The 24,788-nt window shown below is 69.8% G+C and carries 19 protein-coding genes and 1 pseudogene; 5 read left to right on the top strand and 15 right to left on the bottom strand.

Annotation, left to right across the window (positions count from 1 at the left end):
* The 3 genes and pseudogenes from QHF85_RS34765 to QHF85_RS34755 form a co-directional block, all read right to left on the bottom strand.
* Positions 1–275, bottom strand: a pseudogene (locus QHF85_RS34765) (hypothetical protein); the annotation flags it as partial.
* On the bottom strand, positions 272–2,113 hold the full coding sequence (locus QHF85_RS34760; protein ID WP_281331686.1) for a hypothetical protein: 1,842 nt from the start codon (positions 2,111–2,113) through the stop codon (positions 272–274). The pseudogene QHF85_RS34765 and the gene QHF85_RS34760, both read right to left, overlap by 4 nt.
* Positions 2,114–2,159: 46 nt before the next feature.
* Entirely contained in the window at positions 2,160–3,620 is a 1,461-nt protein-coding gene (locus QHF85_RS34755; protein WP_281331685.1) for a glycogen/starch synthase, read from the bottom strand.
* A 200-nt stretch (positions 3,621–3,820) separates the two neighbouring features.
* Here QHF85_RS34755 and QHF85_RS34750 point away from each other — a divergent pair, with 200 nt between their 5' ends.
* The gene (locus tag QHF85_RS34750) at positions 3,821–4,933 is read left to right on the top strand and encodes an RluA family pseudouridine synthase (protein ID WP_281331684.1); all 1,113 of its coding nucleotides are present in this window, start codon (positions 3,821–3,823) and stop codon (positions 4,931–4,933) included.
* On the opposite strand, the gene QHF85_RS34745 is transcribed toward QHF85_RS34750, so the two are convergent.
* The 9 genes from QHF85_RS34745 to QHF85_RS34705 form a co-directional block, all read right to left on the bottom strand.
* On the bottom strand, positions 4,927–5,637 hold the full coding sequence (locus QHF85_RS34745; RefSeq protein ID WP_281331683.1) for a hypothetical protein: 711 nt from the start codon (positions 5,635–5,637) through the stop codon (positions 4,927–4,929). The genes QHF85_RS34750 and QHF85_RS34745 overlap by 7 nt on opposite strands.
* Positions 5,638–5,674: 37 nt before the next feature.
* On the bottom strand, positions 5,675–5,983 hold the full coding sequence (locus QHF85_RS34740; RefSeq protein ID WP_281331682.1) for a hypothetical protein: 309 nt from the start codon (positions 5,981–5,983) through the stop codon (positions 5,675–5,677).
* A gap of 9 nt (positions 5,984–5,992) precedes the next feature.
* On the bottom strand, positions 5,993–7,369 hold the full coding sequence (locus QHF85_RS34735; protein ID WP_281331681.1) for a ParA family protein: 1,377 nt from the start codon (positions 7,367–7,369) through the stop codon (positions 5,993–5,995).
* A 216-nt stretch (positions 7,370–7,585) separates the two neighbouring features.
* Positions 7,586–9,166 carry a bifunctional phosphoribosylaminoimidazolecarboxamide formyltransferase/IMP cyclohydrolase gene (purH, locus tag QHF85_RS34730; RefSeq protein ID WP_281331680.1) on the bottom strand — a complete coding sequence of 527 codons (1,581 nt, stop codon included), beginning with the start codon at positions 9,164–9,166 and terminating at the stop codon, positions 7,586–7,588.
* A gap of 58 nt (positions 9,167–9,224) precedes the next feature.
* Positions 9,225–11,717 (bottom strand): endopeptidase La, encoded by a 2,493-nt coding sequence (lon, locus tag QHF85_RS34725; RefSeq protein WP_281331679.1) that lies wholly within the window; start codon positions 11,715–11,717, stop codon positions 9,225–9,227.
* A 129-nt stretch (positions 11,718–11,846) separates the two neighbouring features.
* Positions 11,847–13,103, bottom strand: coding sequence for an ATP-dependent Clp protease ATP-binding subunit ClpX (gene clpX, locus QHF85_RS34720; RefSeq protein ID WP_281331678.1), 1,257 nt, complete (start codon positions 13,101–13,103; stop codon positions 11,847–11,849).
* Between the two features lie 441 nt (positions 13,104–13,544).
* Complete coding sequence (locus QHF85_RS34715; RefSeq protein WP_281331677.1) at positions 13,545–14,258, bottom strand: ATP-dependent Clp protease proteolytic subunit; 714 nt, start codon at positions 14,256–14,258, stop codon at positions 13,545–13,547.
* A 270-nt stretch (positions 14,259–14,528) separates the two neighbouring features.
* Entirely contained in the window at positions 14,529–15,794 is a 1,266-nt protein-coding gene (gene tig / locus QHF85_RS34710; RefSeq protein ID WP_281331676.1) for a trigger factor, read from the bottom strand.
* A gap of 237 nt (positions 15,795–16,031) precedes the next feature.
* Positions 16,032–16,202 carry a transcriptional regulator gene (locus QHF85_RS34705; protein ID WP_281331675.1) on the bottom strand — a complete coding sequence of 57 codons (171 nt, stop codon included), beginning with the start codon at positions 16,200–16,202 and terminating at the stop codon, positions 16,032–16,034.
* 457 nt (positions 16,203–16,659) lie between these two features.
* On the opposite strand from QHF85_RS34705, the gene QHF85_RS34700 reads away from it, so the two are divergent.
* The 3 genes from QHF85_RS34700 to QHF85_RS34690 are packed head-to-tail and all read left to right on the top strand — an operon-like array spanning position 16,660 to position 18,940.
* A complete protein-coding gene (locus QHF85_RS34700; RefSeq protein ID WP_281331674.1) occupies positions 16,660–17,457 on the top strand; it encodes an AAA family ATPase in 798 nt (265 codons plus the stop codon).
* Positions 17,454–18,362 carry a ParB/RepB/Spo0J family partition protein gene (locus QHF85_RS34695; protein WP_281331673.1) on the top strand — a complete coding sequence of 303 codons (909 nt, stop codon included), beginning with the start codon at positions 17,454–17,456 and terminating at the stop codon, positions 18,360–18,362. The genes QHF85_RS34700 and QHF85_RS34695 overlap by 4 nt, the downstream gene beginning before the upstream one ends.
* Before the next feature lie 56 nt (positions 18,363–18,418).
* The gene (locus QHF85_RS34690) at positions 18,419–18,940 is read left to right on the top strand and encodes a VTT domain-containing protein (RefSeq protein ID WP_281331672.1); all 522 of its coding nucleotides are present in this window, start codon (positions 18,419–18,421) and stop codon (positions 18,938–18,940) included.
* Here QHF85_RS34690 and QHF85_RS34685 read toward each other — a convergent pair whose 3' ends face one another.
* Genes QHF85_RS34685 through QHF85_RS34675 form a run of 3 tightly spaced genes read right to left on the bottom strand, consistent with a single transcriptional unit; the run spans position 18,941 to position 23,546 of the window.
* Positions 18,941–19,954: a tetratricopeptide repeat protein gene (locus tag QHF85_RS34685; protein WP_281331671.1), complete on the bottom strand. Its 1,014-nt coding sequence runs from the start codon at positions 19,952–19,954 to the stop codon at positions 18,941–18,943.
* Positions 19,951–22,737: a [protein-PII] uridylyltransferase gene (gene glnD / locus QHF85_RS34680; RefSeq protein ID WP_281331670.1), complete on the bottom strand. Its 2,787-nt coding sequence runs from the start codon at positions 22,735–22,737 to the stop codon at positions 19,951–19,953. Before glnD ends, QHF85_RS34685 begins: the two co-directional genes overlap by 4 nt.
* Entirely contained in the window at positions 22,734–23,546 is an 813-nt protein-coding gene (locus QHF85_RS34675) for a CheR family methyltransferase (protein ID WP_281331669.1), read from the bottom strand. The genes glnD and QHF85_RS34675 overlap by 4 nt, the downstream gene beginning before the upstream one ends.
* A gap of 339 nt (positions 23,547–23,885) precedes the next feature.
* Between QHF85_RS34675 and QHF85_RS34670 the strand changes: the two genes are divergently transcribed.
* Entirely contained in the window at positions 23,886–24,788 is a 903-nt protein-coding gene (locus QHF85_RS34670) for a hypothetical protein (protein ID WP_281331668.1), read from the top strand.

Raw genomic sequence — 24,788 nt, 5'->3', positions numbered from 1 at the left:
AACGCCGCGGCCGAGGCGGGGCGCGCAGGCGGAGGCACCGTGGCGGGGGCGCGCGGGCCGCCGAGGCGGCCTTGCGAGGCGAGGACGGCCGCGCCGCCGGCGAGCATGCCGAAGCCGCCGAGCCCAGCCGCGAGGAGCACGAGCCCGAGCGCGCCGAGCTGCACGCGGCTGCCCGCGAGCTTGGGCGAGCTGACCCAGGCGCGGCACGAGGGGCACTTCGTCGCGCCCTTCCGGATCGCGAGTGTTCCGCATCTGGGGCACTTCGTCTTGCTCACTTGAGCACCCACACGCGGCGCGCGCGGGCCGAAAACGCCGTCGCGCTGCCGGAGTCCTTGCCGAATCGGACGCTCGTGACCTCGTCGGTGACGTCGACCCGGATGGGCTCGCCGGTCGCGAGATCGACGACGTACACGCCGGGGGAAGGCGCGCCCGTGGCGACGAGCGCCTGATCGCCGGAGGGCGAGATCTCCAGCGCGGTCACGGGGCTGCCGAGCTCGAGGCGCGTGTCCTGCGTGAGCGTGGCCGGCGCATGCAGCGAGAGCGCGCGGCCCGCCCTGCAGCCGACGACGAGCGTGCGTGGTGCGGCCCGGACAAACACAGGATCGGTGCAGGTGTCGCGGCAAAGATCGGGCGGCGCGAGCAGACCCTTTCCTTCGAGCGAGACGCGCGCGATGCGCGAGGAGCCGAGCGCGGCGAAGGCAAACCCCGATTTGACGGCGACGGCCGCGACGGGATCGCCGAGCGAGAGGTGACGCACGATCTGCGCGCTCGGCGTGCTGAGCGGCGCGAAGACCTCGATCGCGTCGGGATAGGCGCGCGGGCGTGGATCGGCGACGGCCGCGACGGCCCAGGCGCCTTCGGCGTCGAGCGCGACGGCGCTCGGGATGGCGCCTCCGAAGCGGAACCGCGCGATCTCGACGTGGTGCTCGGTGCCGACGACGAGGACGCTGCGATCGACGGCCGAAGGAAAGATCGCGAGGCCGATCGAGGGCGCGGCGGCGCCCGGGAGGAGCTGGGTGCGAGGCTCGATCCAGCGCAGGACGCGGAGCGTGTCGGGCTCGAGCGCGCCGATGCGGGTCTGGCCGAGCGCATAAAGAGCGCCGCCGACACGCTCGATCACGCGCGCAGATTGCGCCTCGCGCGAGCTCGTCATGACCACGCCGCTCTTCGGATCGACGACGTCGAGCGCGACGCGGCGCGCGACGGCCACGTGACCTTGCGGCAGGAGAATCGCGGCCTCGGCGTCGGCCGCGACGTCGATCTTCGCGGCGACCTTGCCTTCGAGCCGCTTCGCCGCGGCCGGCGCAGGTTCGGCCGGCGCATTCGCCGATGGCGCGCCCGGTGCGCTCGCCGCGGACACGCTCGACGCCGAAGACGCCGATCCGCCCGGCGAAGGCGCGGCGGCCGCCATGGGAATCTCGACCCCCGCGCCGCGCCCGTCCCCGCGCACGGACAGCGCGCCTCCGACGAGCGGCGCGAGCACGAGCGCGAGCCCAACGCCGAGGAGGCCCACCACGCGCGAAAGCCCGAGCCGCGGCTTTGCGATGCCCACGAACTCGCCGCACATGAGGCAGCTCGTGCTGCCGACCATGACGGGTTCGAGGCAATACGGGCAGGTGAACGTGGACAGCGGGCGCTTGCGAATGGCGGTCGCGCCTTCGAGCGCCGCCGGAAACACCGCCGTGCCGCGGATCCAACCGGGGACGCTGACGAGCGAGACGCCCGAGGACATCGGAATCCGGCCGGTCATGAGGCCCCGCACCACGAATGCGCCCGTCACGGGCCCCATGACGCCGTCGGTGTCCTCGACGAACCAGAGGAGCTTGTCCCGGGCCTGCGGTTCGAGCTTGGCGAGGTCGCGCGGCAGCGCCTCGGCGACCACCCCCTCGGGCGGATCGGGCGGGCTCGGCGCGGGAAAGAGGTCCGAGAGCGGATCCCACGCCGCGCCGGGGAGGAACCGCTTGCACCCTTCCATGCGGAAGAGCAGGTCCTTCCCAGCGCCATCGCCGATCTCGCGGCGGACCGCATCCAGCCGCACGGGTCCGCGGATGTTGCCCTGCTGGGAGACGAAGAATTCGACGTTCTGGGACACAAGCGCCCGAAAGGGGCGCATGCACTGTACTACGAAGCGTCCGTCCGCCGCATCTTCTCGGCGAAGACTAGGCCGAGCGCTTCGCGACCGCCGAGCGATAGACGTGCACGTAGCGGCGCGCCGGCCGATCCCAGCCGAGATCGAGGCGCATCACCCGGCGCCGGAGCGCCGGCCAGCGGGGCGAGGTCATGGCCGCGAGGGCCCGCTGCACCGCGCCGACGAGGTGCGTCGAGGTGGGTTTGTCGTACAGGAACCCGGTGCCCGTCTCGAGCGCCGCGTCGCAATCGACGATGGTGTCGAGGAGGCCGCCGGTGCGATAGGCGACCGGCAACGCGCCATAACGCTGCGCGTAGAGCTGCACGAGGCCGCAGGGCTCGTACCGCGACGGGACGATGACGATGTCCGCGGCCGCGAAGAGACGGTGCACGACCGACTCGGCAGCGTCGCCGAGGAACCGCGCGCGCTCGGGCGCCTTGCCGATGGCGGCCTCGAGCTTCGCGACGATCGCGCGATCCCCGCCGCCGGCCACGACCACGCTCGCGTCGCTCTTCAGGATCTTCGGCAGCGAGGTGGCGAGCAGATCACTGCCCTTCTGCGCGGAGACGCGGCCGACCGCGACGACGAGCGGGCGCTCGATGTCGATCGGGAGCCCGAGCTCGGCGAGGAGGGCGCTCTTGCAGCGCGCCTTGTTCGTCGTGTCCTCGGCGTCGTACCGCGCAGGCAACGCCGGATCGGTCATCGGGTTGTACACGGCGTAATCGATGCCGTTCACGATGCCGACGATCTCGTTCTCCTTCGCCCGCGTCGCGAGCACGCCGTCGAGCCGTTCGCCGTGCTCGGGCGTGAGGATCTCGCGGGCGTACGTCGGCGACACCGTGGTGATGGCGTCGGCGGCGAGCAGGCCCGCCTTGAGGAAGCTCACCTTGCCGTAAAACTCGAGGAGCGAAGGCTGGAAGTGCTCGTCGGCGAGGCCGATGACCCGCAGCGCCTCGCGCGGGAAGAGGCCCTGGCGCGCGAGGTCGTGCAGCGTGAGCACCGCGGCCGGGCGCGCGTCACCCTCACGATCGCGCAGGAGGTACGGGACGAGCGCCGACGGCCAGTCGTGCGCGTGCACGACCTCGAACGGCGTGCCCGCGAGCGCGCGCTGGCGAACGAGCTCGACCACGGAGAGCGCGAAGACGCCGTAGCGGCGCGCAGCGGCGAGATCCCCCTCGTCCTCGTCGGCCAGGCGCGACGGGCCTTCGCTGAAGAGCCCCGGGACGTCGAAGAGCACGAGCTCCACGCCCGAGCCGAGCCGCCCGTCGAAGACCGTGACCTCGACGCGCTCGCCGCCGATCGTCAGGACGAGCGGGGTCAGCCGCCGCGCGATCATGACGCCGGAGGCTTCGATCCCAGGGTAACGCGGCAGCGCGAGGGTGACCTTGTGCCCGAGGAGCCGGAGCGCCTTCGAGAGCGACGCCACGACGTCGGCGAGGCCCGTGACCTTCACCATCGGCGCGATCTCGGAAGCGACGAAGAGGATGTCCATGCGCGGGCGGGTGTAGCACGACTTCTTTCCCGAGGGGGACGCCTCGCGTCCCCCTCTCGGCCAGGCGGAGCCCGGCCGATTCACCCCCTAGAGGCGAGGTCGCAGGAGCGACCTCGCGGCGCCAACCGCACCCGCGCCTTGCTCGACCGGTTCGGCCGCGGGCGGTAGCCCCGAACGGCAAGCAGGCTAGGATGGCGACCATGACGCGCATCAGCGCGCGCGAGCTCGGCGCCACGGACGGCCCTTTCGGGCGAGGGATCAAGGTCGTACGTCCGGACGAGGTGCCCGAAGGGTCCGTCGTCTCCATCCTCCGCGTGCCCCCGGAGGCGAAGGGCATGCGGCTCGACCGGTTCGTGCAATCGCAGCTCAAGCGGACGAGCCGAACCCGCGCCCAGAAGATCATCGAAGCCGGCGCCTACGCCCCGGATGCGCGACGCCTGCGGGGCAACGACCGCGTGCAGGCCGAGCAGCTCATCCTGCTCTGGCGCGCGCCCTGGGACGAGAAAACGCCCGACGTCACGCTGCGCATCCTGCACGAGGACGCGCACCTGCTCGCAGTGGACAAACCCGCCGGGATCCCCGTGCATCCGACGGCGCGTTACCACCAGAGCACCGTGGTCAAGCTGCTCGAAAATGCCCGCGACGGCGAGCGGATCATGCTCTCGCACCGGCTCGATCGAGAGACGAGCGGGGTCCTCTTGCTCGCGCGGACGAGCGAAGCGGACAGGCACGTGAAATGGCAGTTCGCCCGCGGCGCGACGCGGCCCGGCTCCAAAGAGCGCAGCGTGCACAAGGAGTACCTGGCGATCACCTGGGGCGCGGACGAGGAGGACGCCTTCCGCGTGGAGGCGCCGCTCGAGCTCGATCCGACGAGCCGCTACGGCGTGAAGATGCGCGTGGCCCGGCCCGGCGAGGGCCTGCCCTCGGCCACGCGCTGCGCGGTGCTCGGGCGGCGGAGAAACCCCGCGACGGGGAGGCTCTACGCGCTCGTGCGCTGCACGCTGGAGACGGGCCGGCAGCACCAGATCCGCGTGCACCTCGCGTCGCGCGGGACGCCGGTCGTCGGGGACAAACTGTACGGTCCGGACGACGAGCTCTTCGGTCGCGGCGCGGACGGCCTACTCACGGACGAGGACCGGGCGATCCTCGAGCTCGATCGGCACGCGCTGCACGCGGCGGTGCTGGAGCTCGATCACCCGGCAGACGAGGGGCGCAGGCTGCGCGTGGAGGCGCCGCTGCCGCCGGATCTCGAAGCGTTCTGGGCGAGCCTGGAAGAGGCCGCGTTTACCGTTGCTGCACCAACGGATCAGTAAAGCGGAATCTGATCCCCCGACGAGGGCCGAGGCGTCGGAGGGAGCGCGCCGCCGCGGCGTCGCCCCACGGCGCCGAGCGCCCCGCCGAACGTCGCCGCGAGCAGCGTGACCACGGCGCCCGCGAACGAGAGCCACGCGGCCCGGACGAGCTCGCCGTGATTGAACCGGAAGGACGGGCCGAACGGCTCGGTCGTCTGCTGTGCAAACGAGAACGCCGGCTCGAAGCCGATCGGGCGCCCAAGCTCCTGCGTGCCCCAGAGCGGAGGGGATCCGCTGCCGACGACGAACACGAGCAGCGCGAGCGAGACGGCCCAGGTGAGCACGCCCGCGAGCGCGCCGTCCCCGCGTCGGATCGCGCCGCCGAGCTTGGCCGCCGCGTAGCTGCCGACGAAGAGCGCGACGAGCGAGGCGAAGGCCATCCACAAGGCCATGCCTGCGCCGAGGCGTTCGAGCGACGCGCGGCCCCCTGGATCGAGGACGGACACGCCCGTCGCGAACCCGAGCAACCCGAGGAGCACGAGCGTGCCGAGCGCGAGGAAGAGCCCGGCGAGCACCGAGCTCCACCGGATGCGCGAGAGGTCACGCTCCTCGAAGGCGTCGAGCATCTTCCGCACGCCGGACGGCGGCATTTGCTCGTCGATCGTTGGCGTCGCAGGGGCCTCGGCGAGATCCCGCGGAGGTGGCTGGATGGGCGCGTTCGACATCGCCCCGGCGCAGTGCAAGCGCCGAGCCGCGGACGGATCAGATCCCCTTGGGGACCTTTTCCAGATCGACCTGCTCGAGCGCGTGACGGATGAGCGCGCTGCGACTCGCCTTGGTCAAACCGCGAGCCTTCAAGGCCTCGACCATCTCGTCCAGGCGCTCGAGGTCGTCGGTGTACATCGAGATGCAGATGACCTTGTAGTGCGTCGGGCGCTCCGCGGCGGGCTTCTGCGCCCGCGCGCTCGGCTTGCCCGCGGGCGTGTAAAACGCACCGGAGAGGACCCCTTCGACCTCGTCACGATCGAGGAGCGCGTGCGCGGCATCCGAGAAATCGCCCTCGTGCTTCATCGTCCTCTCCTAAGCGGTCGCTGCGGCGCGGCTCGCGGGCTTCGCGTCCTTCGTGTCCTTCGTGTCCTTGCCGCCCTTCGCCGCGCCCTCGCGGCTCTGGATGATGCGGTCCACGACGACGCCGTAGTCCTCCGCGGCGGGCGTGCCGGCGGCGTACTCGAAGATCGTCTGCCCCTGCGCCGGCGCTTCCTTCACCTTGATCGCGGCGCGCACCGGCGGCAGGCACCGGTCGCCGAAGTGCTGCTTCAGCGTGGTGACGGCCTCGCGGCAGATCTTCGCGCGCGCGTCGAAGAACGTCGGGAGCACGCCCCAGATCTGCACCGGGTGGTGCAGGAGCGCGTTCACGTTCTTCACGGTCTTGATGACCTGACGCACGCCGACGAGCGAGAGGTAGTCGCAAGCGACGGGCACGAGCACGCTGTCGGCGAAGACGAGCGCGTTCTGGTTCATCAAGGACAGGCTCGGCGAGCAGTCGAGCACCACGTAGTCGTAGCCCGTGGCGGCGGCGCTCAGGCGCTCGCAGAGCACGCGGTCGCGGTTCTGCCGGCCCGCGAGGTAGAGCTCCGCGGCGGCGAGCGTCTCGTTGGAGCCCAAAAGGTCCAGGTTCGGACGAACGACGCGCGTCGCGTCGGCGACCCGGAGGCCCATCACGAGGACGTGGTAGAGCGAGCGCTCGACGTTCGCGCCGAGCGAGACGGACACGTTGCCCTGCGCGTCCGTGTCGACGAGCAGGACCTTCTTGCCGCGCGACGCGAGGCCCGCGGCGACGCTCACGGCCGTCGTCGTCTTGCCCGTGCCGCCCTTGTGGTTGAACACGGCGAGGTAGCGCGGGACGGACGCGTCCGCGGCCTGCTCCTTCGGCGCCTCGGGCGCGGCCTGCGACGCCTGCGCAGCCGGGGCCGTCCGCTTGTTCGCGACCTGCGGCACGACGGGCACGGCCACGGCCGGCGACGTCGTCGAGGAAGCACGCTTCGCAGGCGCCCCTGCGCTCGCCGGGCCCGACGCGCGCGTGGCCACGGCCCGCGGCACGGCCTGCGGCGGCGGCGAGGGCGCGACGGCCTGCGGCGTGACCTCGGCGGCGATCTCGCCGAGCCGTACGCCGCTCGCCTCGCGCTGAAGCTGGGTGCGGCAGGGCATCGAGCACGCGTACGTGCGACGGCCGCCGAGGTACATCACCTGGGACGCGAGCTCGGGCTGGAACCGCTTCGCGCAGGCGTCACACGTGGCGAGCTTGTCGCCCTGCCCTTCGCCGCCGAGCTGGCTCTTCTCCAGGCACTTCTGGGAGCAGTAGAACGAGAACCCGCCGTCCCGCTCCTCCATCTGGTAGCGGAACTGGACGTCGAAGTCCGACCCACAAACGCTGCACGACTCCCTGATCCCGGCCACCGCCACGCTCCTTGACGCTCGCCGCGGCGCCCCGCCGCGACGCTGTAAGCCACCAACAGCACAGCTAGATCGGGGTGGCCAAATTTTTTGTGCGCGTTTTTGTGCCCCGATCCGTGAGGCTGGATCCATCGGCGGGCCGGAAGGCCGCCGAGAGGGCCGGGCGAGGGGCGTTTGGCGGGGCGCGGGGGCGCGGCGGGCAGGGCGAACGAGCCGCGATCAGTGCCGGAAATGCCGGACGCCCGTGAAGATCATCGCGGCTCCGGCCTTGTCCGCGGCCGCGATCACGTCGGCGTCCTTCACGCTGCCGCCCGGCTGCACGAAGGCCGTCACGCCGTGCTCGAGGGCGAGCTCGACGCCGTCCGGGAACGGGAAAAACGCGTCCGAGGCGAGCACGGCGCCGCGGGCCTCCGCATCGGCCTTGCGGCAGGCGATGCGCACGCTCTCGACGCGCGACATCTGCCCCGCGCCGACGCCCACCGTGCGGCCTTCCTTGGCGAGCACGATGGCGTTCGACTTCACGTGCTTGCAGACCTTCCACGCGAGCTCGAGCGCCGCGAGCTCCTCCGGCGTCGGCGCGCGCTTCGTGACGACCCGCGCCTTCTCGACTTCCCCGCGCGCCGTCGCGTCGCGCCCCTGCACGACGAGGCCGCCGCCCACGCGCTTCCACGTGAGCTCGTCGAGCTCCGGCGGCAAGAGCACACGCGTGGCGAGGAGGCGCAGGTTCTTCTTCGCGCGCAGGATCGGGAGCGCATCGTCCGCGAACGAAGGCGCCACGACGCACTCGAGGAACGTCTCGGCGAGGGCCTCGGCCGTGGCGCGATCGACGGGGCGGTTCAGCGCGACGATCCCGCCGAAGGCGCTCAGCGCGTCGGCGTCACGTGCCATGCGATACGCGCGGTCGATCGCGTCGGCCACGGCCACGCCCGACGGATTCGCGTGCTTCACGACGACGGCCGCGGGCCGCTCGTACTCGCGCACCGCTTCGAGCGCGGCGTCGACGTCGACGAGGTTGTTGAACGAGAGCTCCTTGCCGCCGGCGCCGAGCGAGTCGGCGAGCGAGAGCGAGCCTTCGTGCGCGGTACGCTCGCGATAGAACGCGCCCGACTGATGCGGGTTCTCGCCGTACCTGAGGCCGTACGCACGCTCGAACGTGAGCGTCAGATACCGCGGATACGCCTCGCGCTTCGCGGGCGCCTTCTCCTCGGCCGGATCCGGATCCCCGAGCGACGACAGGTACGCCGACACCGCGCCGTCGTACGCGGCCGTGTGCGCGAACGCCTTCGCCGCGAGCTTGCGGCGCGTCGCGGCCGACACCTCGCCGCCGCTCGCCTCGATCTCGGCGAGCACGGCCTCGTAATCGGACGGATCACACACGACGGCGACGCGGTCGTGGTTCTTCGCGGCGCTGCGCACCATCGCGGGACCGCCGATGTCGATCTGCTCGATCACCTCGGCGAGCAGCACGCCCGGCTTCGCGACGGTCTGCGTGAACGGATAGAGGTTCACGGCGACGAGGTCGATCGGCGCGCCGCCGAGGCGCTCGAGATCGGCCTGATCGATGTCGCCGCGCATGAGGATGCCGCCGTGCACGCGCGGGTGGAGCGTCTTGACGCGTCCGCCCATCACCTCGGGCGAGCCCGTGAAGGACTCCACGCTGGTGACGGCTAGCCCCGCGTCTGCGAGCGCTTTGAGCGTGCCGCCGGTCGAGAGGATCTCCACGCCTCGCGCCGCGAGCGCGCGCGCGAACGGAAGGAGTCCCGCCTTGTCGTAGACCGAGATGAGGGCTCGTCGGATCATGGCGGCGAGCGACTAGCGCGCCGCCATGATCCTTGCCAGCAGGGATTACAGAAGGTGCCTAGGCGCCAGGCTGTTCGGCGGGCGAATCCGCCGGGAGCGACGGCATGGACGGAGCCGGCGAGCCGTTCGGCGTGACGAGCTCGCCGTCGCGGTACTCCAGGCGGGCGTGCGGCGGGCCGAACGTCGCCTCGGGGTCCTTCACGATGAGCGCCTCGCGCAGGACGTCGTCGACGTGCTCGACGAGCACGAGCCGGAGCGCGCGGAGCACGCGGCGCGGCACGTCGCGCAGATCCTTGCGGTTCTCCTTGGGCAAGACGACCGTCGTGATGCCGCTCCGGTGCGCCGCGAGCAGCTTCTCCTTGAGGCCGCCGATCGCGAGCACGCGGCCCCGCAGCGTGACCTCGCCCGTCATCGCGAGGCCCTGACGAACGGGGACCTTCATGAGCGCGCTGCACACGGCCGTCACCATCGTCACGCCCGCGCTCGGCCCGTCCTTGCGTACGAAGTCGGGGAAGTGCACGTGCACGTCGACCTTCTGGTACGCGTCGCTCGACAAACCGAGGCGCTCGAGGTGCGAGCGCACGTAGCTCATCGCGGCCTGCGCGCTCTCCTCCATGCCCTTCTCGATCAGGCCCGTCACGACGAGCTTGCCCTTGCCCGGCAGGACCACGGCCTCGGCGGGCAGGAGATCGCCGCCGACGCTGGTCACCGCGAGGCCGTTCACGAGGCCGACCTCGTCCTTCTCGGCGCGCCTGCCGAGCCGGTACTTGGGCACGCCGAGGAACTTCGGGATGCTCTTCGCGGTGATCTCGATGGGTTTGTCCTTCCCCTCGTTCACCACCTTGCGCGCGACCTTGCGGCAGACGCTGGCGATCTCGCGCTCGAGGGAGCGCACGCCGCTCTCCTTCGTGTAGTGGTGGATGATCGTGCGGACCGCGCCCTCGTTGAAGTTCATGTTCACGTCCTCGAGCCCGCACTCCTTGCGCTGGCGCGGGACGAGGTACTTCAGCGAGATGTTGAGCTTCTCGAACTCGGTGTAGCCGGAGAGCTGGATGATCTCCATGCGGTCCTGCAGCGGCACCGGGATGCCGCCGAGGGTGTTCGCCGTCGTGATGAACATCACGTCGGAGAGGTCGTAATCGAGGTCGAGGTAGTGATCGTTGAACGCGTGGTTCTGCTCGGGATCGAGGACCTCGAGCAGCGCCGCCGCGGGGTCGCCGCGGAAGTCGGTCGACATCTTGTCGACCTCGTCGAGCAGGAAGACGGGGTTGTTCGTCCCGGCCTTCTTGAGGCTCTGGATGAGCTTGCCCGGCAGCGCGCCGATGTACGTGCGGCGGTGGCCGCGGATCTCGGCCTCGTCACGGACGCCGCCGAGCGAGAGGCGGACGAACCTGCGCCCCGTGGCGCGCGCGATGCTCTTCGCGAGGCTCGTCTTGCCGACGCCGGGGGGACCGACGAAGCAGAGCACCGGGCCCTTGAGCTTCTTCGTGAGCGCCTGGACCGCGAGGTACTCGAGGATGCGCTCCTTGATCTTGCGCAGGCCGTAGTGGTCCTCGTCGAGGATCTTCTCGGCCTCGACGAGGTCGAAGCGCTCCTCGCTCTTCTCGTACCAGGGCAGGTCGAGGATCCAGTCGATGTAGTTGCGCACGACGGTCGCTTCCGCGCTCGTCGGGTGCATCATCTTGAGCTTCTTCAGCTCTTTTTTGACCTTCGCGGTGGCCTCTTTGCTCATCCGCTTGGTCTTCAAAGCTTCTTCGATCTCTTGGATCTCGTTCTTGAACTCGTCGCGCTCGCCGCCGCCCAGCTCCTTCTGGATGGCCTGCATCTGCTCGTTCAGGTAGTACTCCTTCTGCGTCTTCTCCATCTGCTTCTTGACGCGGGAGCGGATCTTCTTCTCTACCTGAAGGATCTCGATTTCGGCCTGCATCAGCTCGATGAGGCGCTCGAGCCGCTGCTTCGGATCGTCCGTCTCGAGCAGGCTCTGGCGATCGGCGAGCTTGATGGTCGGCAGGTTCGCGACGATGGCGTCGGCGAGCCGCGAGGCGTCGTCGATGGCCTGCACGGCCATCAACACCTCGGGCTGGATCTTCTTGTTGAGCTTTACGTAAACCTCGAACGTGCTCTGCACGCTCCGCATGAGCGCCTCGACCTCGACGCTCGACGCGGCCTTCTCGGGGATCTCCTCGTACTCGACGAGGAAGAAGGCGTCCGACTGGACGAACTTCTTGATCTTCGCCCGGCGCTTGCCCTCGATGAGCACCTTCACCGTCCCGTCCGGGAGGCGGAGGAGCTGCATGATCACGCCGACGGAGCCGACGGCGAAGATGTCCTCGGCCGTCGGGTCGTTCGTCTTGGCGTTGCGTTGTGCCGCGAGGAAGATCTCCTTGCCTCGGTTCATCGCCTCGTCGAGCGCGGCAATGGAGCGCTCACGGCCGACGAAGAGCTGGGAGACCATATAAGGAAAGACGATGATGTCCCTGAGCGGCAGGAGGGGTGCGACCCCGCGCTCCGGGGCGGACTTGCCGCGTTCGCTGTCGTTCTTGAAGAACATCCGACGTCTTTCTCGCCCCGGCGCGTGGCCGGGGCAAACGGGCCTACGGGTGATCGCTCGCTCGTGAACATGAGCGAGGCGACGCGAGGAAGAGGATTGGAGTGAGGGGAGGACGCGCCTCCCCCGGCGCTAAGCGAGCTCCGCTTCTTTCTGGTAAACGATCAGCGGAGCTTCGTGCTTGAGGATGACGTCCTCGCTGACGACGACCTCTTTCACGCCCGCGCGCGAGGGGACGTCGTACATGATGTCGAGCATCGCCGCTTCGAGGATGGCCCGAAGGCCACGCGCGCCGCTGTTGCGGTCGAGCGCCTGCCGCGCGACCGCGGTGAGCGCGCCCTTCGTGAACTTGAGCTTCACGCCGTCCATCTCGAGCAGCTTCTGGTACTGCTTCACGAGGCTGTTCTTCGGCTTCGTGAGGATGTCGATCAGCGCGTCCTCGTTCAGCTCGTGCAGCGTCGCGATGATGGGCAAACGGCCGATGAACTCGGGGATCAGGCCGAATTTGAGGAGATCCTCGGGCTGGACCTGCGAGAGCAGGTCGCCGAGCTTGAACTCCTTCTTGGACCTGATCTCGGCGCCAAACCCGAGCGTGTTCTGACCGACGCGGCGCTGGATGATCTGATCGAGCCCGACGAACGCGCCGCCGCAGATGAACAGGATGTTCGTCGTGTCCACCTGCAGGAAATCCTGCTGCGGGTGCTTGCGGCCGCCCTTCGGAGGCACGTTCGCGATCGTGCCCTCGATGATCTTCAGGAGCGCCTGCTGCACGCCCTCGCCCGAGACGTCGCGCGTGATGCTCGGGTTGTCGCTCTTGCGGCTGATCTTGTCGATCTCGTCGATGTAGACGATGCCGCGCTGCGCACGCTCGACGTCGTGATCGGCGTTCTGCAGGAGCTGGACGATGATGTTCTCGACGTCCTCACCGACGTAGCCCGCCTCGGTCAACGTCGTGGCGTCGGCGATCGCGAAGGGCACGTTGATGATCTTCGCGAGCGTCTGCGCGAGCAGCGTCTTGCCGGAGCCGGTCGGGCCGAGCAAAAGGATGTTCGACTTCTGCAGCTCGACGTCGTCCGAGTGAACCCGGCTGTCGATGCGCTTGTAGTGGTTGTGCACCGCGACCGAGAGGACCTTCTTCGCTCGGTGCTGCCCGACCACGTACTCGTCGAGGATCGCCTTGATGTCGGCCGGCTTGGGGATCGGGGCAGAGCCGGTGTACGGCTCGTCCTTCTCGACCTCCTCGGCAATGATGTCGTTGCAGAGCCCGATGCACTCGTCGCAGATGTACACCGTCGGCCCAGCGATGAGCTTCTTCACCTCCTTCTGCGATTTGCCGCAGAAGGAGCAGCTCAGATTGCCGTTCGAGTGATCGTCCCGCCTTCGCTCCACTTCGCCTCTCGCCTCTCTCGCCTCGCCGCGGCCCCTCTACCGGAACGGCTCGGGGCCCTTTTCATTCGAGCGTTCCCGGTGTCCGCAGAGGCGTTCACCGAGGCGCCCGACGACGAAAACGATGCTGAAAATCCGCGTTTTTCCAGCGTATCGCCGTGAGCGGATTCTAGTCCCCTACCCTGTGACCCGCAAGTTAACGCTCGTGCTTCGCGCGCTCGGTCGCCGCCCGTCCCTACGGCTCCGGGCGGCGTGAGGCGTGCATTTCGTGCACCTCGGGGCGCATTCACCCGACCGCAAGTCCCACCCACGGCACAAGAAGACGCGTACGGACGGATTGGTTTCGTCCAGGGCGCGTCCACATCCACACAAGCTCGAAACAGCCCGGGCCGCGTGCTCCCCGCTCCGCGCCCGCCTTGCGCAGGCGGGCGTCGCGATCCTGCTTCACAAGGCCTGGGGCGAGCCCTTGATGCGCTTCGGAAGGACCTCGTCGATGAGGCCGTACTCCTTGGCCTGCGGCGCGCTCAGATAGAAGTCGCGCTCGATGTCCTTGGCGAGCTCCTCGCGGTTCTTGCTCGTCGCGTCGGCGAGGATGTCGATCAAGGTCTCTTTCATCTTCTTGATCTCACGCGCCTGAATCTCGATGTCCGTCGCCTGGCCGCGCGCGCCGCCGAGGGGCTGATGGATCATCATGCGCGCGTGCGGCAGCGCGAACCTGCGGCCCTTGTGGCCCGCCGCGAGAAGCACCGCGCCCATCGACGCAGCCTGCCCGATGCACATCGTCGAGACCGGGCAACGGACGTACTGCATCGTGTCGTACATCGCGAGGCCGCTCGTCACGATGCCGCCAGGGCTGTTGATGTAGACCTGGATGTCCTTGTCCGGATCCTCGCTCTCGAGGAAGAGGAACTGCGCGATGACGGCGTTCGCCACGAAGTCGTCGATCTCGGTCCCGATGAAGACGATCCGGTCCTTGAGCAGCCGGCTGAAGATGTTCCACTCGCGCTCGCCGCGATGGGTCACCTCGGTGACCGTCGGCAGGACGTAGCCCTGCTCCCGGAGCGTGGTGAGGCCCGACGCCCGGTCGCTTGCCACCGCATCGTGGTCCCGCTCGAGAAACTCCATCGCCTGCTTACGTGTCTCGACTCGTCGGATCATCCAGGGCTCCGCTGTGGTTCGGCAAAAGGGTGCCGGGAGGCCCTAGTCGTGAGCCAGAAGCCTGCCGTTCGCAAGCCCGAACCGTGGGGTCGGTGTGAAGAAATGCGGCGGCCGAGCGTGAGCCGTTTTCGCGCTTCTGCGAGGGAATTTCGTTCGCGCTGGGAGAAGCGAGCAAGCCTGGAGAGACCGCGCGTGACGTGAAGACGAAAACGGGCGCGCTGGTGACACCAGCACGCCCGCTCGTGATGCAGCCGATCGTGTGCGGAGCGCTCAGGCTTCCGTGATCTTCGCGGCACCCTCGATGAGGTCGAGGATCTTGTCTTCCAGGATCATGCCGATCAGCATCTCCTGCTTCTTCGGATCGCGGTACTCGGCCTTGACCTTGGCGACGTTCTTGCCGGTCTGCTCGGCGAGCTCCTCGTAGCCCTTCTCGATGTCCTGCGGCGTGACCTGCACGGTCTTCGCCTTCGCGATCTCGGCCATGAGCAGGCCCGCGCGGACCTTCGTCTCGGCGTCGGCGTGCACGCGCGCGCGGATCTCGGGCGTCATCTCGAGGCGCTGGCCCTGGCGGCGCGCCGCCGTGACGAGCTCGCGCTCCGTGAGCTGCGCCTGCTGCTCGACGAGCGAGGGAGGCACCGGGATCGGGTTCGCCTTGCAGAGCTCGAAGACGAGCTTCTCCGCGACGGAGTCGGTCGCCTTCTGCTTGAGCTCCTTCTCGATCTTCGCCGAGAGCGCGGCGCGCATGGCCTCGAGGTTCTCGTGGCCCACGTCCTTCGCGAACTCGTCGTCGATCTCGGGGAAGTTCCGCTCGCGGACCTCCTTCAGCGTGACGTGGAACGTGCCCGTCTTGCCGCGGAGCGACTCGTTCGTGTGACGCTCCGAGAAGCTCACCGTCGCGTCCTTCGCCTCGCCGACGTTCATGCCGGTGAGGACGTCCTCGATCTCCTTGAAGACCTGGCCGCTGCCGATCTCGGTCTCGATCTCCTGCTCCTTCGCCTCGCGGACCTTGCCGTCGACGTCGAGGGTGAAGGCGATGCGCACGAGGTCGCCCGCCTTCGCAGGACGCTCGGGCTCGGGCGCGGAGAGCGTCGCGTGCTCACGGCGGAGACGCGCGACCTCGGCGTCGATCGCGTCGGCCGTGACCTCGCTCTTCGGCCGGCTGACCTCGAAGCCCTCCCACTTCACCTCGGTGATGTCGGGGCGAACCTCGAAGCGCGCCTTGTAGGAGAACGACTCCTCAGGGCGGAGCTCGACGGGGGCGATGTCGGGCTGCGAGAGCGGCTGGACCTGCTGCGACGCGAGCGCACGGTTCAACGTGGTGTCGACCAGCCGGCGGGCGACGTCCGCGTGGATGCTGCCCGAATACAGATGGGCGAGCACGTGGCGCGGCGCCTTGCCTTGGCGGAAGCCCCTCACGCGAGCGGAGCGCTGGAGGTTGGCGTAGGCCTTGTCCACCTCGGTGCGAACCTGCTCGGCAGGAATCTCGACCTTGAGCTCGACGAGGACCGGGGAGAGCTTTTCGACGGTGACTTGCATGGGAGTCCGTTGGAAGGAACGGCGCCATGCCACGCACGGCGAGAGGGGTCAAGCGAGGGCGGGTTGGAAGACAAAAAAAGAGCCCCGACGGTGAGGCGCCGTCGGGGCTCGGTCGGGTCCAAGCTACCCAGGAGGTCTGGCGAGACGTAGGGCTCGGTCCCCCGATACGTCCGATGCCAGAAGGCATCGGGGGGACGCATCGGGGGACGGAGGCCCGCCCGCGGCGGGCCCCCTGCCTCAGAAGTCGCGCATCGAAGCGAAGGGATCGTCGTCCTGGTCGAGCTCGATCTCCTCCTCGAAGGAGGTGTCCTCGACGATGTCCTCGAGGCTCACGTTGACGCGGGTGCCCGCGCGGATGATCTCACGCTCGAACTCGGCGAAGTTCTGGAAGCTCTTCGGCAGCGGCATGGCTCTCTCCTCGGCAGCGCGTGGGTTCGGCAGCCCGACGCGCGGAAATCGGCTCAGGTCGATCGGCGGTCGTGGTTCGGGAAAAGCGGGAGGACGCGCGCAGGCGCGCTGAAGCTCGGCGCGGCCCAGAAGGCCCGCGCGAGCACGCGGTCGCACGCGGTCGACTCGTGGTGGGCGACGAGGGCGCTCGCGAGCCGCAGCCCGCGGACCCCAGGGCCCCTCCGGCCCCCGGAGCGGCGCGACGTCGTTGGCGTCGATGACGTTGTCCTACATGCACCCACAGCGAGCGACATGTGCGCCACTGTAGATACTAGTGCGTCAAGGGCCAAAAAAACGTGATCGACGCGCCCTCGACGGGGGGGCGAGGGTCGTGTAAGCAGCCGCTATCCGCGGGATCGTCCCCCGGGACGGACGACCCTCCTCAGCGCCTCCGGGCGCGGCGTTCCCGGCACATTTCATGGCCCCCTCGCCCCTCATCTATGCCGTCGCCAACCAGAAGGGCGGCGTCGGCAAAACGACGACCTCGGTGAACCTGGCCGCGAGCCTCGCCGCTGCCGAGAAGCGGACGCTGCTCGTGGACTGCGATCCGCAGGGCAACGCCTCGAGCGGGGTCGGCGTGCGCCGGCCCAACATCGAGCGTTCGCTCTACGACGTGCTCATCGGCCGCTCGACGCTGCGCGAGACGGTGATCTCGACGTCGGTGCCGCGGCTCGACGTGGTGCCGGCAACGCAAGACCTCGTGGCCGCGGAGATCGAGCTGGTCGACGCGCCCGACCGCGCGACGAAGCTGCGCGACGCGATCCGACCCCACACCGCAGGCTACGAGTACGTGATCCTCGACTGCCCGCCGAGCCTGGGGCTGCTCACGCTGAACGCGCTCGTGGCCGCGCACCGGGTGCTCGTGCCGCTGCAGTGCGAGTACTACGCGCTGGAGGGGCTGACGTACCTGATGGCGACGATCGACCGCGTGAAGGCGGCCTTCAACCCGGACCTCGGCGTCGAGGGGATCGTGCTCACGATGTACGACGGGCGGACCTCGCTGACGCACCAGGTCGCCGACGAGGTGAAGGGTCACTTCAAGGTCTTCGACTCGATCATCCCGCGGAACGTGAAGCTTTCCGAGGCGCCGTCGCACGGAAAGCCGGTGCTGCTCTACGACGCCTCGTCGAAGGGCGCGCAGGGCTACCTGAGCCTGGCGCGCGAGATCCTCGAGGTGAACCGGCCGAAAGGCAAAGTCGCGAGGCCGAGGCCATGAGCACGGATCCGAAGAACGCGCCGCGCCGCGCCCTCGGCCGCGGGCTCGACGCGCTCCTGCCCGCCGCCGCGCCCCCGTCGCCCTCCGGCGCGTCGTACGGCGACAAGAGCGTGTTCACGTGCCCGATCGAGCGCATCGGTCCGCAGCCGGGGCAGCCGCGGCAGCACTTCGACGACGAGGCGCTCGAAGAGCTCGCGGCGTCGATCCGGGAGCACGGGATCCTCGAGCCGATCGTCGTGCGTCGCCCGCAAGCGGGCGCGGACAAGTACGAGATCATCGCCGGCGAGCGAAGGTGGCGCGCGGCGCAACGCGCGGGCCTGAAGGACGTGCTCGTCGTGGTGAAGGACGTCTCGCCGAAGGAGGCGTTCGAGCTCGCGCTCGTGGAGAACGTGCAGCGCGAGGACCTGAACCCGATCGAGCTCGCCGAGGCGTTCGACAGGCTGCTCCGGGAGCACGGCTACACGCAGGAGTCGCTCGCGGATCGCGTCGGCAAGAACCGCACGACGGTGACGAACAGCCTGCGGCTCTTGAAGCTGCCGGCGCGCGTGCGGTCGATGGTGATCGGCGGCGACCTCACCGAGGGCCACGCGCGCGCGCTGCTCGGCGCGCCCGACGACAAGGCGATGGAAGACATCGCCGACAAGGCGGTGCGCGGTCGGCTGCCCGTGCGCAAGGTCGAGGAGCTCGTGCGCACCTCGCGCGGCCCGAAGGAGGGCGGCGGAGGCAAAGGCAAGGCTGACGGGCCCGCGCCGAAGTCGCCGGGCGTGAAGGACCTGGAAGCGCGGCTCATGCGCAAGCTCGGCGCGAAGGTCGAGGTGCGCGACAAGGATGGTCGCGGCGAGATCGCGGTCGCCTACGGCTCGCTCGACGAGCTCGATCGAATCCTGAATTTGCTCGGCGCGTGACGCAGACGTGAGGGCGGGCGCTTGCGGCGTCCGCCCGGTCGCAGCACGATCCCGGGGTGCCGAACGTCGTGCCCACGCTCGCGATGTTCTTCGGGCTGATGGTGCTCGCGGCCTTCGTGCCGCAACCGCTGACGCCCGCGACGCTCCTGGCCGCGAAGGCGGCGCCGCCCTGGGCCCTCGCGCTCGTCGCGGCCCTGGCAGCGACCCTCGCGGCGTTCGTGGATCATCGGCTCGTGCGCACGACGTTCCAGATCAAGGCGCTCGCGGAGATCCGGAAGAAGGCGCTTTTCCAGCGCGCAGAAGGCTGGGTGAAGGTCGCGCCGTTCCTCACGACCGCGGCCTTCGCGGCGCTGCCGCTGCCGTTCATCGTCGTGCGGGTCTTGATGCCGCTCTCGGGGTATCCGGCGCTGCGATACGCGCTGGCCGTTGGGCTCGGGCGGGCGCCGCGCATCTACGTGATCGCGGTCGTGGGCAAGGAGCTCGACATCCCGACGGAGCTCCTCGCCCTGGCGATCGTGCTCGGCGCGCTCGTGTCGCTCGCCGCGTTCGTGCGGCAGCGTCGCGCGCAGAAGACGTGATCAGCGCTTGTTGATCGCCTTGAGCTCGCGGAGTTTGTCCTTCGCGGCCTTGCCGATCGGCGAGTCCTTTCCGAGCTCGACGGCCTTGCCCATGGAGAACTCGGCGCTCTGCGGCTTCTGGAGCGCGAGCTGCGCGAGGCCCATGTAGTAATACCCCGCGGCGTAGTCGGGCTTCACCTTCACGGACTCCTGGTAGTCCGCGAGCGCGCCGTTCTCGTCGCCGAGCTCGTGCTTGCACGTGCCGCGGCGGACGAACCACTCGGGGTCGGTCGCCTTGAGCTTGATCGCTCGGTCGAACGCGGCCACGCAGTCGCCGAACGCCTTGCCGTAGCCGAGCATGCGGCCGACCGTGACGAGCATCGCGGGGTCGTCCTTCGTGCCTTCGAGGACCTTCTTCAGGTGCGGCACGGCCTTCTCGTGTTGCTTCGCCTCGGCGAGCATCGCGGCGTACTCGAAGCGCACCTCGACGGAGTCTCCCTTCGCGATCGCCGCGTCGTAGGCCTTGGACGCGCCCTCGACGTCGCCCTTCAGGCCGAGCGCGTAGCCGAGGTTCCGGAGCATGCCGACGTCGCCCGGCGTCTTCTCGAGCGCCGCGCGGAGGTACTTGATGGCGTCGTCGGTGCGCGGCGGGCTCGTCGAAAGGTAGATGGCCGCGAGGTTCTGCGCGGCGGCCGCGAGCCCGGGCTTGCGCTGGAGCGCGGCGAGGTAGGACTTCTCGGCGCCGGCGAGGTCGTTCTCCTTCTCCAGCACGAGGCCCATGTACGCGTGCGCCTCGGCGTTGTCCGGCGATGCCTCGAGCGCGCGCTGGAGGTGGACCTTGCCGGCCGCGTATTGCTCCTTCTCGATGTACGCGACGGCGCGCTGGAAGTCGGTCTGCGCGGCGCCCCCGTTGATGCCTTCGTTCCCGCCGAGCGGCGGATCGGCGACGAGATCGGGATCCTTCGGAGGCGGCGTGCTGCTGCCACAGGCCGTGAGGAGGAGCGCCGCGGCGCAAGGGAGGAGGAAGGCTCTCATCGCTCTGCGCGAGGAGGAGGAGGAGAAGACCATGACCCGCTGTTTCCTTCTTGCTCGAGCGATTCGAGCACCGACTCGATTCGTTGCCGCACCTCGGCGGCGCGCTTGCCCGGCGCCACTTTACCGCCGTCCGCCTCGCTGACGTAGAACACGTCGGCCGCGCGCGTGCCCTCGGTGTTGATCTTGGCCACGATGATGCTGAGGCCGAGGCGATGGAGCGCGTCGGAGATGGCGTGCAAGAGGCCCGGTCGATCGCGGGTCATCACCTCGATGACCGTGTGCCGCGGCGAGGCGCGATCGTCGATGGAGACCTGCGTGCGCACGCGCGGCGTAGCGCGGACCGGCAGCGCGCTTTTGCCGCGCTTGCTCGCAAGCTCGGCCGTGGTCGTGTGGCCTTCGAGCACGGCGTCGAGGTCCCGCACGAGGACGGGCAGCGCGCGCGCTACGCCCTCCACGCCCTCGGCGCGATCGCGCACCCAGAAGAGGTCGACGGCCTCGACCGCGCCGTCCGGCAGGTGGCGTGAGTGGATCTGCGCGGCGTGCACCTCGAGGCGCGAGGCCGTGAGCGCCGCCGTGATCGACGCGAGCAAGCCCGGGCGATCCGCGGCGATGACGCAGATCTCCGCGGCTTGCGGGTGACGGGAAGGGACGAGCGCGACGCTGACCGTCCGGCCCTGATGCTTTCGCGCGAGCTCGGCGTGCGAGGCGATCGCCGCGGGTGCGTTCGAGAGCAGGTACCGCTCGGGCATCGACGCGAGGTACGTCGGGACGAACGCCTGCCGCGCGGCCCGCTCCTCGTCCGAGGACGCGGGGAGCGCGAGCGCGGCGTCGAGCACGGCGGACTGCGCGCGCGCCGAGCGCTCGTCCTCGCCGGGGTTGCCCGCGAGTGCGCGATCGGCGGCGAGGTAGAGCTCGTCGAGCATGCGCGCCTTCCACGAGGTCATCGACGTCGGGCTCGTCGTGGAGAGGTCGGCGACGGTGAGCAGGTAGAGCTCGGAGAGCGAGTCCCTGTCGGGGATCACGCGCAAAAACTCCTCGATCGTCGCGGGATCGTCGAGGTCTCTGCGCGTCGCCACGTGGTACATGACGAGGTGCTGGCGCACGAGGTGGCACGCGGCCGCGACGTCTTCGGCCGGAAAGCCGAGACGCTTCAGGATGACGTCGGCCATGTCGGCGCCGCGCACGCTGTGATCCTTGCCGCCGATCGCCTTGCCCACGTCGTGCAGGAGCGTCGCGAAGAAGAGCATCGTCTTGCGCGTCGCCTCGGCCGCGAGGCGGCACGCGAGCGGGTGCTCGGCCGTGAGCTCGCCACGCACGAGCGCCGCGAGCCTGTCGACGGCGGCCACCGAGTGCACGTCGACCGTGTACACGTGGTAGACGTCGTGGTGCACGCGCCCGACGACGGGCAGAAACTCGGGGATCATCGCGAGCAAGAGCCCGAGGTCGTGCATCTCCGCGAGCGGAGAGCCGCGCTTCAGGCGCGTCTCCTCGGTGGTCGAGACGAGCGCGCAGAAGAGGCGCGCGGCCTCGGGGCTCTCGCGCAGGCTCTCGGTCCAGGAGGGATCCGCGGCAGCGCGCGCGATGGCGTCGCGCGCCCACGGCAAGAGCGGCGCGCGGCGCGCGACGGCCGCCGAGAGCATGCGCAGGGCGAGCGCGGGATCCTTCGTGACGAGCTCGAGCTCGCTCATCGTCACGCAGCCGTCGAACATGCGCACGCCGCCGCCGAGGTCTTCTTCGCGCGGCTTCTTCTTGCCGAGCAGCGGCGCCGCGCGCGAGAGCATGGTCTCCCGCGCGCTCGAGATGATGCGCGCGCTGCGGTAGTACGCGCTCATCATCTTCTCGACCGCCTCGCCGCCCTCGCCGTAGCCGAGCAGCGACGCGATCGACTCCTGCTCGTCGAACGTGAGCCTGTCGCTGCGCCTTCCTGCGTGCGCGTGGAGCAGGTTCCGGATGCGGAAGAGCAGCTCGCGCGCAGCGGCGATCTCCGCCGACTCGCGCGGCAAGAGCGCCCCCACGCGCACGAGATCGTCGAGCTCGTGCACGCCGAAGCGCGCCTTGCCCGCCCAGCCCGCGATGTCGAGATCGCGCAGGCCCCCCGCGCCGTTCTTCACGTCGGGCTCGAGCAGATACACCGACCCGCCGAACCGCGCGTGCCGCTCGCGCACCTCGTCCTCGAGCTGCGCGAGGAACCGAGGCAGCTCGGTGTGCGCGAAGAGGCCTGCGTCGCACCGCGTCTTCAGCTCGTCCGAGAGCGCGCGGTTGCCCGTGATGTGCCGGTAGTCGAGCAAGCTCGTCGCCGTGGGCAGGTCCGTGCGGGCCGCCTCCACGAGCGCCTCGACCTTGCCGACCTGATGGCCGATCGGCACGCCCATGTCCCAGAGCGGGTAGAGCAGCGCCTCCGCCACGGCCGCGGCCGCGCCGAGATCACGCGCGAGCAGCCGCACGTCGAGGTCGCTGCCGAACGCGAGCGCGCCGCGCCCGTAGCCGCCCACGCCGCCGAGCGCGACCTCTTCGAACGCGCCTTCGACCTCCTTCGGCGCGGCCTCGCCGCCGGGCAAACGCAGGCGCCCCTCGCGCGCCTCGGTCCGCAGGATCTCGAAGAGCCGCGTGAGAAGCTCGTCGCAAACGCGCGCATGCTTGCGGCCGAGCACGAGCCCGCACCCGTCGAGCGACGCGGTTCGGCTGCGCGAAGGCACGAGCGCTTCGAGCTCGGCGCGGCGCGCGGACCATTCGCGGCGAAGATCCACGAGCGCGCCCGTCGGATCCTTCACCTCGGTGGTCATGGTCGTCGCTTCGGGGGGCGGAGCGCGGTGACGGTGGGCGCCAGGCGGCACGGCTCGAGGCCCATGTCGCGCAGGCGAAGGACCTCGCTCGCGGCCGAGAACAAAAGGCCTCCGTCTTCGAGCTCGTTCGCGAGCCGCATGGCGACCTGCTCGCCGGCCGGTTTCGTCAGGTAGAGCAGCACGTTCTTGAACAGGATGATGTGGAACGGCCCCTGCGGCACGCGCTTGACGAGGTCGCACTCCTCGAACTCGACCGCGTTGCGCACGAGCAGCCCCACGCGCAGGCGTCCGTTCTGTTCGTCGCAGAAGCGCTCGACCCACGTGGGCGGGATGTCGCGCGCCGCCTCGCGCCCGTACGTCGCCTCGCGCGCGACCGCGATCGCCTCGGCCGAACGATCCACGCCGAGCACGCGGAAGCGCCTCCGCGCCGCCGTGAGCAACATGCCCATGGTGTACGCCTCTTCGCCCGTGCTGCAGCCGGCCGAGAGCACCGCGAGCTCCACGTCCGCGGGGAAGAGCCGCTCGAGCTGACGCTCGATCACCTCCCACTGCGAGCCATCCCGGTAGAAGCGCGTCTCGCCCACGCGGAGCGACGTGACGATCTGCTCGACCGCGGTCTTGTCCTTGATGAGCTCCCGCGCGACCTCGTTCATCGCCAGACCGCTCTTGTACGACTGATGTTCGAGGTAGCGACGCACGCGATCGCGCACCCAGCCGGGCGTCGCGCCGCTCGAGCCGAAGCCGAAGAGCTCCTCGGCGAGCCTCAGCGCGACGTCGACGGCTCGATCGCCCGAGTCAGGTCCAGACACGGATGAGCCCTTCGCACGCGCCATGAAGATCGTGTTCGCTCTCGAGAAGCTCACGCGACGCATGCGCTCTCCGTCGCGCGCCGTCCTCGAGGCGCACGCAGGGCATGTCGTCTTCCGACTGGCTTCCCGCTTCCATCGCGCCGCCAATTTATCACCAAGGCTCGGCCATCCAGGCCAAACATTCACCTTTCCGCCCCCCGTCCACCGTGAACCACGGTCCACGCCCCCGCTCGCCCGGCAAGATACACCTCGCCTCCGAGGCGCTCGGCCGCCCGAGGCCCCTCGCTTCGAAACCGAAAAGCCCGTATGGCTTGGAACTTGCTCCGTTCCGCCCCCGCCATGCGCAAGACGACGCTCTGCTCGGCCGCGATGCTCGCCTGGTTCCTCGCCGCACCAGCCGTCTCGGCCGAGGAGCCTCCCCTCGAACCGCTCCCGCCCGGAGCGCCCCTCCCGCCCAACATCGTCCAGCACCCCGACGGCCGCACGACCGTCACCCGCACGCCCGAAGAGGGCGTCGACGTCCACGCGCAAACGAGCGCCGGCACCGTCCACGCCTACGAATGCGGCCGCGTCGACGTCGATCCGCGCTCGAACCAGGCCGAGGCCTCTCACGGCGCGTGCCCCCTGCCCCACGCTTTGCCGTACCCGTACCCGTACCCCGCCGCGCCCCCGCCCGCCTACGCCTACCCGCCCCCGCCTCCGCCGCCCGCGATCGCGCCGCGCAAGCTGAAACCTCGATACGCCCCGGATCCGGCCCGCCGCGGCGCGCTCATCGCGTCGAGCATCATCTTCGGCCTCGGCACGGTCACCACCGGCGCCGCGTACCTCATCTCCCTCGGCGTGAACGCGGCCTGCGGCGCCACGGACGGCTGCGTCGAGCCCTCGAAGTCCCCCCTGTACGCGATGGGCGCGATCCTGACGATCACGCCGAGCGTCCCGCGCTTCGTCGTGGGCGATTGGGGCAAAGGGCTGCTCTACACGGCGCTCCGCGGCGGCTCGTTCGCCGCGGGCACGATGATCGAATGGGACGACCCGACGCACCTCGTCCCCCTCACGTTCGCGTTCCTCGCGCCGCTCACGCTCGGCATCGTGGACCTCGCGACGACGCCGCACCGCGAGCAGCTCGAAGCAAAGAAGCAGAGCACCGCCACGGGCTTCGAGCTTCGAGGCCTCGGCCCGACCGTCGCGTACGACCTCCGCGGGAGCACGATCCCGGCCCTCGGCGCGATCGGCACGTTCTGA

The organism is Polyangium sp. 6x1, from assembly GCF_029946515.1.
Lineage (GTDB): Bacteria > Myxococcota_A > Polyangia > Polyangiales > Polyangiaceae > Polyangium.
Note: the sequence above shows the minus strand (reverse complement) of the source record. Positions and strands in the feature narration are given on the sequence as shown.